We start from the raw sequence: 14,761 nt of genomic DNA, 5'->3' as shown, positions 1-14,761 counted from the left end.
CGGCTAAGGTCTATCCATCTCATTAAAAAGAGACAGCCTCCGCCATGTCCGCCCTGTTCAAACCGCTTGATCGCCTGTTCTCCAACGGACAGCCGCTGCACGACCCGCTCACCCCGCCGCCCGGCGATACCGAGGTGAAGACGACTACCTGCTATATGTGCGCCTGCCGCTGCGGCATCAAAGTGCATCTGCGCGATGGCGAGGTGCGTTTCATCGAGGGCAACCCCAACCATCCGCTCAACCAGGGCGTGATTTGCGCCAAGGGGTCGGCCGGCATCATGAAACAGGTGTCGCCCGCGCGCCTGACGCAGCCCTTGCGCCGCAAACCCGGCAGCGAGCGCGGCGCGGGTGAGTTCGAGCCGATCTCGTGGGACGAAGCGCTGCAGACGCTGGAAGACCGGCTGCGTCACCTGCGCGCCACCGACCCCAAGCAATTCGCGCTGTTCACCGGGCGCGACCAGATGCAGGCGCTCACCGGGCTGTTCGCCCGGCAGTACGGCACGCCCAACTATGCCGCGCACGGCGGCTTCTGCTCGGTGAACATGGCCGCCGGCATGATCTACACCTTCGGTGGCAGTTTCTGGGAATTCGGCGGGCCCGATCTGGAGCGCGCCAAGCTGTTCGTGATGATCGGCACCGCCGAAGATCACCACAGCAACCCGATGAAAATCGCGCTGTCCAAATTCAAGCGGGCGGGCGGGCGCTTCATCTCCATCAACCCGGTGCGCACCGGCTACTCTGCCATTGCCGACGAGTGGATCCCGATTCGCCCCGGCACCGATGGCGCTTTGCTGCAGGCATTGGTGCACGAACTGCTGCGCACCGGCCGCTTCGATGCCGACTTCACCGCGCACTACACCAACGGCGCGCAACTGCTGCGGGTGCAACCGGGCCACGCGCAAGACGGCTTGTTCATCCCCGATGCCTCTGGCACGGCGCAATCGCAAGGCCGGATGTGGTGGGACGCCGTGACCCAGCGCCCCGTGCCCGCCTGGAGCGAGGGCGCGCAGCCCGCGCTTTCCGGCCACTACCGTCTGTCCGATGGCACGCCGGTGGCGCCCGCGCTGCAACTGCTGCGCGAACAACTGGCCGACAGCACGCCCGAATGGGCCGCGGGCATCACCGGGGTGGGCGCCGAGCGCATTCGCCAACTGGCGCAAGAGATGGCGCAGGCCGCGCTCGATCAGGGCGAAGACCTGCCCATCGCCTGGACCGACTGGCTCGGTCGCGAGCACGCCACGGTGCGCAGCAAACCGCTGGCGTTTCACGCCATGCGGGGTCTCGCGGCGCATTCCAACGGTTTTCAGACCATCCGCGCGCTATCGATTCTGATGAGTCTGCTGGGCACGATCGATGCGCCTGGCGGCTTTCGCCACAAGGCGCCGTACCCGAAGGACGTTCCGCCCGAGGTGCGCAACCCGCGCGGCCCGCAAGACGTGCGGCCCGACACGCCGCTGAACGGCGCGCCGCTGGGCTGGCCGACTTCGCCCGACGATCTCGCACTGATGGACGACGGCAGCCCGCTGCGCATCGACAAGGCGTTTTCCTGGGAGCATCCGCTGGCGGTGCATGGCCTGATGCACAACGTCATCACCAACGCCTGGCGCGGCGATCCCTATCCCATCGACACCCTGCTGATCTTCATGTCCAACATGGCGTGGAATTCGGCCATGAACACCGTGGACGTGCGGCAGATGTTGCGCGACAAGCGCGAAGACGGCAGCTACCGCATTCCCTTCCTCGTGGTGTGCGATGCCTTTCAGAGCGAGATGACCGCCTTCGCCGATCTGCTCCTGCCCGACACCAGCTATCTGGAGCGCCATGACGCCATGTCCTTGCTCGACCGGCCCATCTCCGAGTTCGACGGCCCGGTGGATTCGGTACGCGTGCCCGTGCTGCCGCCTCTGGCGCAAACGCGGCCATTCCAGGAAGTGCTGGTGGAGCTGGCAGGTCGCCTCGGCCTGCCGGCTTTCGTGAACGCCGACGGCAGCCGCAAGTACAAGGACTACCCCGACTTCATCGTCAACTACGAAACCGCGCCCGGCTCAGGCATTGGCTTTCTGTCGGGCTGGCGCGGCAAGGACGGCACGCAGTCGCTCAAGGGCGAGCCCAACCCAAAGCAATGGGACATGTATGCGAAAAACGACTGCGTGCACTTTCACCACCTGCCCGAGTCGTTGCGCTATATGCGCAACTGGAACCGCGACTACCTCGACTTTGCGCAGGAGCAGGGCTGGCGCGCGCGCAACACGCCCATCATCATCGCGCTCTACTCCGACGTGCTGCAGCAGTTCCGGCTGGCGGCGCGCGGCCAGCGCCCCGGTCGGCAACCGCCCGAAGCGCTGCGGGCGCGGGTGGCGCATCACTTCGATCCGCTGCCCTTCTGGGAGCCGCCGCTGGAACATGCGGCCACCGATCTGGCGCGCTTTCCACTGGCCGCCGTGACCCAGCGCCCGATGGCGATGTATCACGCCTGGGACTCGCAGAACGCCTGGCTGCGGCAGATTCACGGCCACAACCGGCTTTACGTCAATCCCGCAGTAGCCGCTCAGCAAGGCATCGCCGATGGCGACTGGCTGTGGATCACCTCGCCCTGGGGCCGGGTGCGGGCCCGCTGCCAATACAGCGAGGCGGTCGAGCCCGGCACGGTGTGGACCTGGAATGCCATCGGCAAGGCCAGTGGCTTCTGGGGACTGCATCCGCATGCCGAAGAGGCGCAGACCGGCTTTTTGCTCAACCATCTCATCCGCGAAGAGCTGCCGGCCAACGCGCTGGGCGCCGGGCAGGGACTGATCTCCAACAGCGACCCAGTCACCGGCCAGGCCGGCTGGTATGACGTGCGGGTGCGCGTCGACCACGCCGAAGCCCCGCCTGAAACCGACGAGCCACTGCCTGCTTTCGCCGAGCAGAGCTGGCCGCAATTTGCACCTCCCGCCGCGCTGCCCCAGCCTGCACCGCACGCACCGCACCTCAGTGTGCTGCGCTATTTCGCCGGGCGTTCGTCCCGCCAAGGAAAACAGCCATGACCCAACTCGCCCTGGTCATCGACCTCAATGTCTGCGTGGGCTGCCACGCCTGCGTCACTTCCTGCAAACAGTGGAACACCTCCGGGACGGCCGGGCATCTGAGCGACCACGAACCCTACGGCGAGAATCCGCTGGGGGTGTTTTTCAACCGGGTGCAGACCTACGAGGTGGGGCAGTTTCCGCAGACGCAGACCGTGCACTTTCCCAAGAGCTGCCTGCACTGCGAAGAGCCGCCCTGCGTGCCCGTTTGCCCGACCGGCGCGTCGTACAAACGCCAGGAAGACGGCATCGTGCTGGTCGATAGCGACAAGTGCATCGGCTGCAAATACTGCTCCTGGGCCTGCCCCTACGGTGCACGCGAATACGACGAAGACCGCGGGGTGATGACCAAGTGCACCCTGTGCGTCGATCGCATCTACGACGAGAGCATTCCGCAGGCGCAGCGCCGCCCGGCCTGCGTCAACGCCTGCCCGACCAACGCGCGCCTGTTCGGCGATGTGCACGACCCCGAGTCCGAGGTGTCTCGCGCCATCCGCGAACGCGGCGGCTATGCCCTGATGCCCGAACTCGGCACCCGTCCGGCCAATCACTATCTGCCTCGTCAACTGCTGCAAGGCGCTGCACCGACGAACGCGGAGGCCGCGTCGCCGCACCAGACCACGGCGCGCCCACAAGCCGCTGCGGTGCGCCCGGCGCCGAGTGAAGCGGCGCTGGAAGTCGAAGCGCGCGGGTTGTTCGCCAAGCTGTTCGGCGCGTTCTCCAAGCCCTCGCAAACGCACGCGGGCCACAAGACCGCCGAGGCTACTCAACTGGAGGCTCGCTAAAGTCATGCGTCCCGCATTTTCCGTTTTATTGCTCACCACCCTGGTCGGTTGCGCGCAGGGGCTGGGGGTTGTGGTGGCGCTGCCAGCGCTGTTCGGCGCGGCGCAGAGCGCCTGTTGGCTGGCGTTTTGCAGCTTGAGTCTGTGGATCATCTTGGGGCTGGGCGTTATCGGGCTGGCCGCCTCGTTCGGCCATTTGGGGCGGCAGGAGCGCGCCTGGCGCGCCGCCGCCATGTGGCGCACCTCCTGGCTATCGCGCGAGGTCATCGCCCTGCCGACCTTCCTGGGATTGACCGCCTTGAGCCTGCTGGGCATTCAAACCCTGCACGACTGGCCTGGTCTGCTGGCCGCGGTCTTGATCGTCGGCGCGCTCGCGCTCTGGGTCTGCACCGCCATGATCTACGCGGGGGTGCGGTTTCTGCGCGAATGGGCCACCCCGCTCACCGTGCTGAACTTCGTGCTGATGGGTCTGGCCAGCGGCTGTCTGCTGGCTTCCGTGCTGGCGCTGTGGCGGCTGACGCCGCAGGCGGCGATCTATGCCCGCGGCGCCGCCGCATTGCTGGGCGTTGCCCTAGTGGGGCGTCTGGCGGCGCTGCTGCGTGTGCGGGGTCTGACACCTGCGGGGTCGATGCAGTCGGCCATCGGGGTGGGCAGTGCGGTGATCCGCCAGACCTCCAAGGGCTTCACCGCCGGGGCATTCAACACCCGCGAGTTCTTTCATGGACGAAGCGCGCTGTGGGTGGCGGGTACGCGCTGGGGCTTCGTGGTGTTTGGCTTCGTGCTGCCGGTTTTGCTGCTGCTTCTCACGCCGCAGCCGCTGCGCTGGGTCGGCTGGCCGCTGGCGCTGGCGAGCAATCTGCTGGGCATGCTGGCCGAGCGCTGGGATTTTTTCGCCCAGGTCCGTCATCCGCAAAACCGCTATTACCAGGCCGCGCTGTGACCGATTGAAACCAGCGGGAACGCCCGCTCGCGGCGCGGCTCCATCCTTCTTTTGAAAGAGGATGAACATGCGTGGAATCGGCTTTTTGTGCGGCGGGTTGTTGGTGTTGACGTGTTTCGGGCAGGCGCAGGCCGCGATTGAGGTGAAGACCCCGCCCATCTGCCTGTCGCAACCGCGTAGCGCAGATTGCGCCGCGCAGACCCGGCGCGCGCTCAATGAGCGCATGACCCATCTCTATCGCCTGGAATTGCAGAAGGTGATGGGCACCTACACCGAGCGGCGGCTTGATCATGCGCAGAATCTGTGGCGGCGCTGGGCGAATGCGGAATGTGAGTTTCGCAACGGCCCGCCCGATTGGCAAAATGCCGCCTGGAGCACGCGACAGGATGACTGTCTGTCGGGCATGATCCGCAGCCGAATCGCCCAGCTCGACGGCTTTTTGCACTGTTCCGGCGCCACCTGCCCGCCCAAATGACCCGCGTCAGATAAGGTTCAGCATGTGCTTGCATCATCTACTAAAAACCCAAGGAGACCGCCATGCCCAACCCCACGAACCCGACCGACGTCCTGCTGCATGAACGCGATGCGCGCGGCGTGGTTACCCTCACGCTCAACCGCCCGCAGGCGTTCAACGCCTTGTCGGAGGCTTTGCTCGATGCACTGCAGGCGCAGATCGACGCCTTGATGGAAGACGACGCCGCCCGCGTGGTCATCCTGCGCGGCGCAGGCCGAGCTTTTTGCGCCGGGCACGATCTCAAGGAAATGCGTGCCCAGCCCTCGCAGGCCTATTACCAGTCGCTTTTCGCTCGTTGCGGCAAGGTCATGACCGGATTGATGCGGCTGCCCCAGCCCGTCATCGCGCAGGTGCATGGCATCGCCACGGCGGCCGGCTGCCAGTTGGTCGCCAGTTGCGATCTGGCGGTGGCCAGCGCCGACGCGCGCTTTGCCGTCTCGGGCGTGAACTACGGGCTGTTCTGTTCCACGCCCGGCGTGGCGCTGGCGCGCAATCTGCCGCGCAAGCAGGCGATGGAAATGCTGCTCACCGGCGAGTTCATCGACGCCGCCACGGCTCAACAGCGCGCCCTCATCAATCGCGTCGCCCCGGCCGATGCGCTGGAAGCGGAAGTGGAGCGCCTCGTCGCCAGCATTCTGAACAAACCCGCCGCCGCGGTGCGCATGGGCAAGGCGCTGTTCTATCGCCAAGTCGAGACCGGCATCGATGCGGCCTATCAACTCGCGGCGCAAACCATGACCTGCAATATGCTCGACGACTGCGCGCTAGAAGGCGTGCAGGCCTTCATCGAAAAACGCGAACCGAGTTGGCGCGTGGCCTCAGGCGCCTGATGACGTACTTGATGTCTCACCCGGCGCGGGCAGCCGCGCCAGCTCGATGACGATGAGGGACAGGTTGTCGCCGCGGCCGCCGGCGCGGGTGCGGGCCTTGTCGATCAGGTACTGACAGCACTCGCGCGGCTGCAGTTTGGAGGTGGCGATTTCCAGATCCTGATCGGTGAAGTAGTGCCACACGCCGTCGCTGCACAGCATGAGCACATCACCTGGCATCAGCGGGCTTTCTTCCACCGGCTTGGGCGGCAGCTCCGACATGCCCAGACTGCAGGTCAGCACATTGCTCATCGGATGGTTGCGGGCCTTGGCTTCGGTGATCTCGCCCTTGTCGACCAGGGTTTGCACATACGAGTCATCGGTGGTGCGCAGCAGCAGCCGACCGTTGCGGAAGATATAGAGGCGGCTGTCGCCCACATGCGACCAGTAGCAGCGGCCTTCGTCGGCGTGAAACAGGGCGCAGACGATGGTGGAATGCGGCTCCTGCTCGGTGGACAGGGCGGTGAGCCGGATCATGCTGTGGCTTTCCTGCACGATCTGCTGCAGCAGCGCATGCGGGTCGTCGCTGTCCGGGTGGTAGCGCTCGAACAGTTGCTGCGCGGTGAGCATGACCTGATCGGCCGCTTTGCGTCCGCCGCTTTTTCCGCCCATGCCGTCGGCAATCACCGCCAGCACGCAGCCCTGCACGCGGGGGTGGGCAATGACCCGCAGTTGATCTTGCTGATACGGCCGGTCGCCTTTGTGCAGGCCACTTGCCGCGCTCAGCCGCCAGCGGGTACCCGCGCGGTGCTGCACCGGCGTGGGCAGGGGCGGCAACCGGGACGGCGGGTAGTGATCGGTGGGATCCATAGAATCGGCGGCGATTCGGTGCAGAAGGCGGCTATGAGTGAGCGGATGAACAAACTGATGGAACACATTGATTCTAGGGGGCGCGCATGTCCGCCTTCGCCATGCTGCGCGGCACTGGAATGTGCCCGCCATCGGCATGCGCGCTGATTCCCCGTCTTCGACGCCTCAGGCGTCAGAAACCTCCACGGCTTTGGCCGAGCATTGCGACGCGCTGTTTTCTCCCGGCAGTCCGCTGCAGGAGGAATTACCACAGTGGTCGGTGCGCGAGGGGCAGCGAGAGCTGGCGATGGCGGTGGCCGGGGCCATCGCCGACCGGGCCATCCTCATGGCGGAAGCCGGTACGGGCACGGGCAAAACGCTGGCTTATCTCGTGCCCGCGCTGCTGCATGGCGGGCGGGTGATCATTTCCACCGCGACCCGCAATCTGCAGGATCAGCTCTACAACAAGGATCTGCCCGCCGCACGCCGTGCGCTGGGCGCGGCGGTGAGTACCTGCGTGCTCAAGGGCCGCTCGAATTACGTCTGCCTCTACCGCCTGCAGCGCGCGGCGGAATGGGTGCACGGCCGCCATGCTCATGCGCAATTGCGCCGCATCACGCAGTTCGCCAAAAGCGATGCGCGTGGCGATCTGTCGGCGCTGTCGGGGCTGGAAGAAAACTCTGCGCTTAACTTTCTCGTCACCTCCACCACCGACAACTGCCTCGGGGCCGACTGCCCTGACTACAAAGCCTGTTTTGTGATGAAGGCGCGCCGCGAGGCCTTGGCTTCCGACGTGGTGATCATCAATCACCATCTGTTTTTCGCCGATCTGGCGTTGCGCGGCGAAGGCGTGGCCGAATTGCTGCCGACCGCAGACACGCTGATTCTCGACGAAGCGCATCAGCTTGCCGAAATCGGGGTGCAATTCCTCGGGGCGCGCTGCGGCACGGCGCAGGTGGTCGATCTCAGCCGCGACGTGCTGGCCGGCGGCCTGCAACACGCCAAAGGCCTGGCCGACTGGCAGACCTTGAGCGGCGCGCTGGAGCGCGCAGCGCGCGATTTGCGCCTGGCCGCACCGCAAAACCCCGGGCGTCTGAGTCAGCCCCAGGTGCTCGATCTGCCCGGGTGGGATGTGGCCTTGCACGACCTCCAGGCGCAACTGGCGCATACCGCGGAGGTGCTGTCGGCCCATGTCGAGTCGGCGGCTGAGTTCGAGCGGCTGATGGATCGCTGCACCGCCTTGCACCAGGCCTTTTCAAGTTGGCAGGCCGCGCCTGACCCCGATCAGACCGACGCGCCGCCACAGGTGCGCTGGGCCGATGTGGGCAGCGCGCATCTGCGGCTGCAAGCCGCGCCCTTGTCCATCGCACCGGCGTTTGCCGCCCTGGTGGCACAGCGCAGTCAGGCCTGGATTTTCACCTCGGCGACCTTGAGCGTGGGCGGCAGCTTTCGCCACGCCCGCGCCGCGCTGGGGCTGACGCCGGAGCAGGGCGGCTGTGCGCCGGTGGAAGGCGGGGTGGCGCCGCGTTGCCGCGAATTGCGCGTGGCCAGCCCGTTCGACTATGCCGAGCAAGGGCGCTTGCTGGTGCCGCAAGACTTGCCGCTGCCCAACCAGCCGGGCCATTCGGAATCGGTGGGGGCGCTCGCCGCCCAACTCGCCACGGGCAATACCGGCGGCACGTTCGTGCTCACCACCACGCTGCGGGCGGCGAAGATCATCGCGCAAACCCTGCGTGCGCTGCTGCCGGGCAGGGCCGTGCTGGAACAGTTCGACGAATCGAAAGCCGCCTTGCTGGCCCGCTTCGCCAGCACGCCGCAGGCGGTGCTGGTGGGCAGTCAGAGTTTTTGGGAGGGCGTCGATCTGCCCGGTGACCGACTGACCCTGGTGATCATCGACAAATTACCGTTCGCCCCGCCCGACGATCCGCTCACCGCCGCACGGCTCAAGCAGATCGAGGCCGAAGGGCGCAGCGGCTTTGCCGACTACAGCATGCCCCAGGCCGCGCTCTCGCTGCAGCAAGGGGCGGGCCGCTTGATCCGCACCGAAAGCGATAGGGGAGTGCTGGTGGTGTGCGACCGGCGCCTGACGGCGACCGGCTGGGGGCGACAACTTCTGGCGAGCCTGCCGCCCTTCACGCGCGTGAGCCAAACGGCAGAGGCTCAGGCGTTTTTGCAGGGAACGAAGTGAATCGGGCTTACCAGAGCTTCCAGAACGGATCGTCGCGCTTGGGCAGACCTTCGGTGAGATAGGTGCTCTGCGGGTAGTTCAGCTTGAGCACGCGCTCGGCGTCGTCGCGCAGTTGGGTCATGCCCAGTTTGCCGTAGGCATCGACCAGTATCGCCAGGGCGAGTTGATTGGCCGGTGCGTCCTGGTAGTGCTCGATGGCACGTTGCGCGCGGTCGGCCGCAGCGACATAGGCCCCACGTCGGTAATAGAACAGCGCGACATGCGTTTCGTACTCGGCCAGCGAGTTCACGATGTAGCGCATGCGCTGGCGGGCGTCAGGCGCGTACTTGCTCTCAGGAAAACGGGTGACGAGTTCCTTGAAGCTCTCGAACGATTGCTTGGCCGCCGCTTGGTCGCGCTCGTACAACTTCTGGTCGGACAGGAAGGAGAACCAGCCCTGATCGGTGTTGAAGTTGATCAGGCCCTTGAGGTAGAGCACATAGTCGGTGTAGGGGTTGTTGGGGTAGAGCTTGAGAAAGCGGTCGGCGGCGGCCAGAGCCTGCGCCCGCTCGCCCTGCTTGTAGTTGCCGTAGGCGATCTCGATCAGCGCTTGCTGCGCCAGCAGCCCGTAGGGATAGCGCGACTCGAGCTTCTCGTACAGCTTCACACCCTTGTCGGTGTTGCCGCTGTTCATCTCGTCCTTGGCCTCTGCATACAATTTGGCCGACGACCAGCCCAGGGTTTCGTCTTTCGACGGCGTGGAGGCACAGCCTGCAAGGCCCAGCAGCACGACTGCCGCCGCAGCGCCCAACAACCGCAACGTCCAGAGACGGTACAACGCAACACGCATATCAATCGCCCAGGGTGGTGTAAAGCTCGCAGATTATAGGGAGCCTCGCTTCCCCCTCATGACCGATCTCTCTCCACACATTTCCCCCCATGCGGCCGACGGCGATTTCGCCGATCTCGACGAAGACAGCGCCGCTGACGATTCGACGGTGCTCGAAGCCGTCGTCCCCGAGGCCGACGCCGGGCAGCGGCTCGACAAAGTACTTGCCGCGCAGTTTTCGCAATATTCCCGCAGCCGCCTGCAGCAGTGGTGCGAAGCGGGGCTGGTGCGCATGGGCGCTCAGGTGGCTGGCGTGCGCGACAAGGCCCGAGCGGGCGAAACCCTGCGCATCGCCGTGCCCGCATTGCCTGAAGACACCGCTTTCGCGCCCGAAGACTTGCCACTCAACGTGGTGTTCGAAGATGCCGATCTGGCCGTGCTCAACAAACCGGCGGGGCTGGTGGTGCATCCGGCCGCGGGCAACTGGAGCGGCACCCTGCTCAACGGCTTGCTCGCCCGCTACCCAGAGACGGCAGGGCTGCCGCGAGCGGGCATCGTTCACCGTCTCGACAAAGACACCAGCGGGCTGATGGTGACGGCGCGCACGCTGGAGGCGCAGACCGAGCTGGTGCGCCGGTTACAGGCGCGCACCATCCACCGCCAATATCTCGCGCTGGCCTGGGGCTCGGTGAGCCGCGCGTTCAATGTGGAGGCGCCCATTGGCCGTCACCCGCGCGACCGTCTGCGCATGGCGGTGGTGCATGGCGGCAAACCTGCCCGTACCGATTTCACCCCGCTGGCCGAACTCGACACCCGCTGGGGGCCGCTGACGGCGCTGCGCTGCAAGCTGCACAGCGGGCGCACGCATCAGATTCGGGTGCATCTGCAGTTTGCCAAGCTGGAGATGGTGGCCGATTCGGTTTATGGCGGGCGCTTGCGGCCCGATCTGCCGCTGCAGCGTCAGGCGCTGCATGCCGCGCGGCTGGCGTTTGCCCATCCCCTGAACGACAGGCCGATGGATTTCATCGCCCCCATTCCGGACGATATGGCGAGTTTCTGGGACGCCTGCGGCGGTGAGCCGGAAGAGATCGATCCGCAGGGCTGGTGAGCGCTGCCCTATCTTTGCACGCGTCAGGGGGATGAAGCCCGAACGAACTGCTCGAAATGCAGCCCCGGCTCTTGCTGCCAAGCCTGCAGATAGGCCGCGTTGAGCCGCCGTTTGCGATGCAGACACGCTGCCAACGTCGCGGTTTCGCCCGAGGCCGGTGACAGGCGCGACAACATCTGCGCGTAGGCCCGCTCGGCCCGGTGGCTGGCAGAGGGCATGTGATGCGTGGCCGAATCCGGACGGATGCGGTAGTGCATCAAGGGTTGCGGATGCACGAACAGACCACCGGCGTTGACCACGGCAACGTGGTTGAACAACAGGTCTTCGGCGAAATCGAGCTCTTCATCCCAGGTGTGGGTGATGCAATCGCGGCGGTACACCGGGCAGAATCCGCCGTCGATCAGCAGGCTGTCCTGCGGCGAGAGGTGTCCGTGCTTGGGCAATACCGGGGTCAGCTTCGGCGCGCCTGCCGCGTCGAGGGCGGTGATCGCCATGCGGCACACTGCGGCGCCGTGGGCTGCGGCCAGAGGGAGCAAGGCGGCGGTGCGGCCGGGCAGCCAGAGATCGTCCGCATCCAGAAACGAGATGAAATCGCCGCTGGCGCGATTCAGTCCGATATTGCGCGCTGCCGACGGCCCGGCCGCGATGCGTCCTGTCGTGGCGGAAAGGCACTCCAGAGTTTGTCGGCGGGCAGCGGTGAAGTGGTGGGCATAGTCGGTGCCGTCATCCGCAACCACGATGACTTCGAGGGCGAGCCCGTCTGGCTGCTGCTGCGCCGCCAGCGAATCCAGCGCATCGCCGATGAAGGCGTGCGACCGATGGGCGGGAATGATGACGGAAAGGCGCATCGCAGGGTAGAAGGATCGGGACTGAAACGGGTTGTACGCTTTCACTATAAATTGCGCACCCAGCCCACAGGCTGCGGACTCTGCCGACCGCAGCAGATTGATACATCCCTTACCCTTTTTCCGGGCCCGGCTTGCCGCCTGCCTCACACGCCATGCTCCACACGCCTGTTCTGACGGACTTCAGCCCCGACAATCTCGCTGCACCTACGGCGCAAGCGCCTTGGCTGCAAGTCGCTTGGCCAGGAAACCCGCAGGTGCGCGCGGTGTTCACCAGCTGCGCCGGGGGCGTGAGTGTCGCGGCCTATGGCTGCGCGCAAAGCACCTTGGGCGGTGGAATGAATTTGGGCAACCATGTCGGCGACGACCCGGCCGCCGTCTCAAAGAACCGCAGGCTGCTCAGCGACGCGCTGGGCGGCGCACAGCCGCGTTATTTGCAGCAGGTGCACGGCATCGCGGTGGCCGATCTCGATCAGTTCCATCACGATGACCCGGAACCCGTGGCGGACGCGGCCTGCACTTCGCAGCGCGGCGTTGCGGCCACGGTGCTGGTCGCCGATTGTCTGCCGGTGTTGTTTGCCGCACCTGAGGGCAGGGCGGTGGCCGCCGCGCATGCCGGGTGGCGCGGCCTGGCGGGTGGCGTGCTCGAAGCCAGCCTTCAGGCCGTCTGCGACCGCGCCGGTTGCCCTGCGGCCGAAGTGCAGGCCGTGCTGGGCCCGGCGATCGGGCCCGAGGCGTTCGAGGTGGGTGATGAGGTGAGAGCGGCTTTTGTCAGTCGTCATCCGCAGACAGCCGCCGCGTTTTTGCCGGGCCGGCCGGGAAAATGGTGGGCCGACCTCTGGCAGCTTGCGCGCATCCGCCTGCAGGCGGCGGGCCTGTCGGCCGGGCATATTGCGGGCGGTGGTCTTTGCACCTTTGGCCTTGCCCAGCGGTTTTACTCCTACCGCCGCCAACCGGTTACCGGGCGGCAGGCCGTCTGCATCTGGGTGGAGTAGGGTGGTTTCCGCATCGTGGAAGCGCCGTTGACACGGCCTGCGGCCTGTTCAAGAATGCCGTGGCCTGCCGCCTTTGCGGATGGGCTCGCTCCCTTTCCCGTCGCACCCAACCCCATGGCCCAAAACACTTCGACCGGCTCCGCCGCGCCGCCTTTTTTTTCGGGACAGACCGAACCTTGGGCTGCATGGGCCGACATGCAGCCGGTGTGGACTTCGCTGCTTTCAGGCGCGGCAAAGGGGCAACCCGTCCTGTTTGAGCCCTCGCAGCTGCAGGCGCTGCAACAACGCTACGTTGACGAGTTTCGCCAGTTGTGGAGCGGTCTGCTGGAGGCGGACGCGGCCAGTCCATCGGCCCCGCCGGAAAATGATCGGCGTTTCTCCCACAATTCCTGGGCAGAGAGCCGCATTTCCCGCTACACCGCGGCGCTCTATCTGCTGGGCGCGCGGGCCCTGTTCGATTTGGCCGAAAACGTGCAGACCGACGAGACGACGCGGCAGAAGCTGCGCTTCGCGGTGCAGCAGTGGGTCGATGCGGCGGCGCCGTCCAACTTTCTGGCGCTCAATCCCGAGGCCCTTGAGAAAGCGGTGCAGACGCAGGGGGAAAGCCTGCGCGCCGGGGTCGAAAATTGGCTCAAGGATCTGAAACAGGGTCGAATGACGCAGACCGATGAATCGGTTTTCGAGGTGGGCCGCAACGTGGCGACCACGGCGGGTCATGTGGTGTTTGAAAACGATTTGTTCCAGCTCATCGAGTACACCCCGCTGACTGAGCGCGTGCATGCGCGGCCGCTGCTGTTCGTGCCGCCTTCGATCAACAAGTACTACATCCTCGATCTGCAGCCCGACAACTCGCTGGTGCGGTTTGCGGTCGAGCAGGGGCACCGGACTTTCGTCGTGTCGTGGCGCAACCCGGACGCCAGCATGGGCCATCTGACCTGGGACGACTATGTGCAGGGCGGCGTGATTCGCGCCATGGAGGTGGTGCGCGACATCGCGGCGCAGGGCAGCGATGGCACCATCAACACCCTGGGGTTCTGCGTAGGCGGCACCCTGCTGGCCAACGCGCTGGCGGTGCTGCAGGCGCGGGGCGAACAGTTCGCCCATAGCGCGACCCTGCTGACCACGATGGTCGATTTCACCGATACAGGCATTCTGAGCGTTTACGTCGATGAAGCCTCGGTGGCCCTGCGCGAAGCCACGCTGGGCAAGGGCGGGCTGATGACCGGGCGTGAACTGGCCTCGGCTTTTTCCAGCTTGCGACCGAACGATCTGGTGTGGAATTACGTCGTCGGCAATTACCTCAAGGGCGAAACGCCGCCGCCGTTCGATCTGCTGTACTGGAATTCCGATTCGACCAATCTGCCGGGGCCGCTGTTTGCCTGGTATCTGCGCAACACCTATCTCGAAAACAAGATGCGCCAGCCCGGTGCGCTCACCGTGGCCGGGGTGCCGCTGAACCTGCAGGCGGTGAAGCTGCCGACCTATGTGTACGCCTCGCGCGAAGATCACATCGTGCCGTGGAAAACCGCGTATGAAACCACGCGCATCCTCGGCGGACCGATGCGCTTCGTGCTGGGCGCTTCGGGGCATATCGCCGGGGTCATCAACCCGGCCAAGCGCAACAAGCGCAGCCACTGGACTTCGCCCGCCAGCCAGCGCAAACTGCCTGCGCAAGCGCAAGCCTGGTTCGACGCCGCAACAGAACATCCGGGAAGCTGGTGGACCGACTGGGCGCAGTGGCTCGCAAAACAGGCTGGGCCGGAAGTCGCCGCGCCGAAAAAACCCGGCAACGCTCGCTACAAGCCGATCGAGCCCGCGCCCGGGCGCTACGTCAAGGTACGGGCCTAATGCTCTGCCA

General features: G+C 65.8%; 12 protein-coding genes. 9 read left to right on the top strand and 3 right to left on the bottom strand.

Annotated features, from left to right (window positions below; all coding sequences use genetic code 11):
• Positions 1–44 precede the first annotated feature (44 nt).
• From BIO17B3_RS01540 to BIO17B3_RS01520, 5 genes are all read left to right on the top strand, one after another.
• Positions 45–3,026: a molybdopterin oxidoreductase family protein gene (locus BIO17B3_RS01540; RefSeq protein WP_156052732.1), complete on the top strand. Its 2,982-nt coding sequence runs from the start codon at positions 45–47 to the stop codon at positions 3,024–3,026.
• Positions 3,023–3,850, top strand: coding sequence for a 4Fe-4S dicluster domain-containing protein (locus BIO17B3_RS01535; protein WP_156052731.1), 828 nt, complete (start codon positions 3,023–3,025; stop codon positions 3,848–3,850). The genes BIO17B3_RS01540 and BIO17B3_RS01535 overlap by 4 nt, the downstream gene beginning before the upstream one ends.
• A gap of 4 nt (positions 3,851–3,854) precedes the next feature.
• Complete coding sequence (locus tag BIO17B3_RS01530) at positions 3,855–4,787, top strand: DmsC/YnfH family molybdoenzyme membrane anchor subunit (protein WP_156052730.1); 933 nt, start codon at positions 3,855–3,857, stop codon at positions 4,785–4,787.
• Between the two features lie 67 nt (positions 4,788–4,854).
• A complete protein-coding gene (locus BIO17B3_RS01525) occupies positions 4,855–5,262 on the top strand; it encodes a lysozyme inhibitor LprI family protein (protein ID WP_156052729.1) in 408 nt (135 codons plus the stop codon).
• A gap of 62 nt (positions 5,263–5,324) precedes the next feature.
• Positions 5,325–6,131, top strand: coding sequence for an enoyl-CoA hydratase (locus BIO17B3_RS01520; RefSeq protein WP_156052728.1), 807 nt, complete (start codon positions 5,325–5,327; stop codon positions 6,129–6,131).
• Here BIO17B3_RS01520 and BIO17B3_RS01515 read toward each other — a convergent pair.
• Positions 6,120–6,980: a PP2C family serine/threonine-protein phosphatase gene (locus BIO17B3_RS01515; protein ID WP_156052727.1), complete on the bottom strand. Its 861-nt coding sequence runs from the start codon at positions 6,978–6,980 to the stop codon at positions 6,120–6,122. The two genes, BIO17B3_RS01520 and BIO17B3_RS01515, sit on opposite strands and share 12 nt — an antisense overlap.
• Positions 6,981–7,116: 136 nt before the next feature.
• Here BIO17B3_RS01515 and BIO17B3_RS01510 point away from each other — a divergent pair, with 136 nt between their 5' ends.
• A complete protein-coding gene (locus BIO17B3_RS01510) occupies positions 7,117–9,147 on the top strand; it encodes an ATP-dependent DNA helicase (protein ID WP_232054149.1) in 2,031 nt (676 codons plus the stop codon).
• 7 nt (positions 9,148–9,154) lie between these two features.
• Here BIO17B3_RS01510 and BIO17B3_RS01505 read toward each other — a convergent pair whose 3' ends face one another.
• Positions 9,155–9,976: an outer membrane protein assembly factor BamD gene (locus BIO17B3_RS01505; protein WP_156052725.1), complete on the bottom strand. Its 822-nt coding sequence runs from the start codon at positions 9,974–9,976 to the stop codon at positions 9,155–9,157.
• A gap of 58 nt (positions 9,977–10,034) precedes the next feature.
• Between BIO17B3_RS01505 and BIO17B3_RS01500 the strand changes: the two genes are divergently transcribed.
• Positions 10,035–11,063 (top strand): RluA family pseudouridine synthase, encoded by a 1,029-nt coding sequence (locus BIO17B3_RS01500; protein WP_156052724.1) that lies wholly within the window; start codon positions 10,035–10,037, stop codon positions 11,061–11,063.
• Between the two features lie 23 nt (positions 11,064–11,086).
• On the opposite strand, the gene BIO17B3_RS01495 is transcribed toward BIO17B3_RS01500, so the two are convergent.
• Entirely contained in the window at positions 11,087–11,911 is an 825-nt protein-coding gene (locus tag BIO17B3_RS01495) for a glycosyltransferase family 2 protein (RefSeq protein WP_156052723.1), read from the bottom strand.
• 152 nt (positions 11,912–12,063) lie between these two features.
• On the opposite strand from BIO17B3_RS01495, the gene pgeF reads away from it, so the two are divergent.
• Together pgeF and phaC are read left to right on the top strand one after the other, a co-directional pair.
• Positions 12,064–12,903: a peptidoglycan editing factor PgeF gene (gene pgeF, locus BIO17B3_RS01490; protein ID WP_156052722.1), complete on the top strand. Its 840-nt coding sequence runs from the start codon at positions 12,064–12,066 to the stop codon at positions 12,901–12,903.
• A 114-nt stretch (positions 12,904–13,017) separates the two neighbouring features.
• Entirely contained in the window at positions 13,018–14,751 is a 1,734-nt protein-coding gene (gene phaC / locus BIO17B3_RS01485; protein WP_156052721.1) for a class I poly(R)-hydroxyalkanoic acid synthase, read from the top strand.
• Positions 14,752–14,761: the final 10 nt, after the last annotated feature.

It is taken from the genome of Thiomonas sp. OC7 (genome assembly GCF_900634595.1).
Lineage (GTDB): Bacteria > Pseudomonadota > Gammaproteobacteria > Burkholderiales > Burkholderiaceae_C > Thiomonas > Thiomonas arsenitoxydans.
The sequence above is the reverse complement of the archived record's forward strand: the minus strand, read 5'-3'. Positions and strand labels throughout refer to the sequence as shown.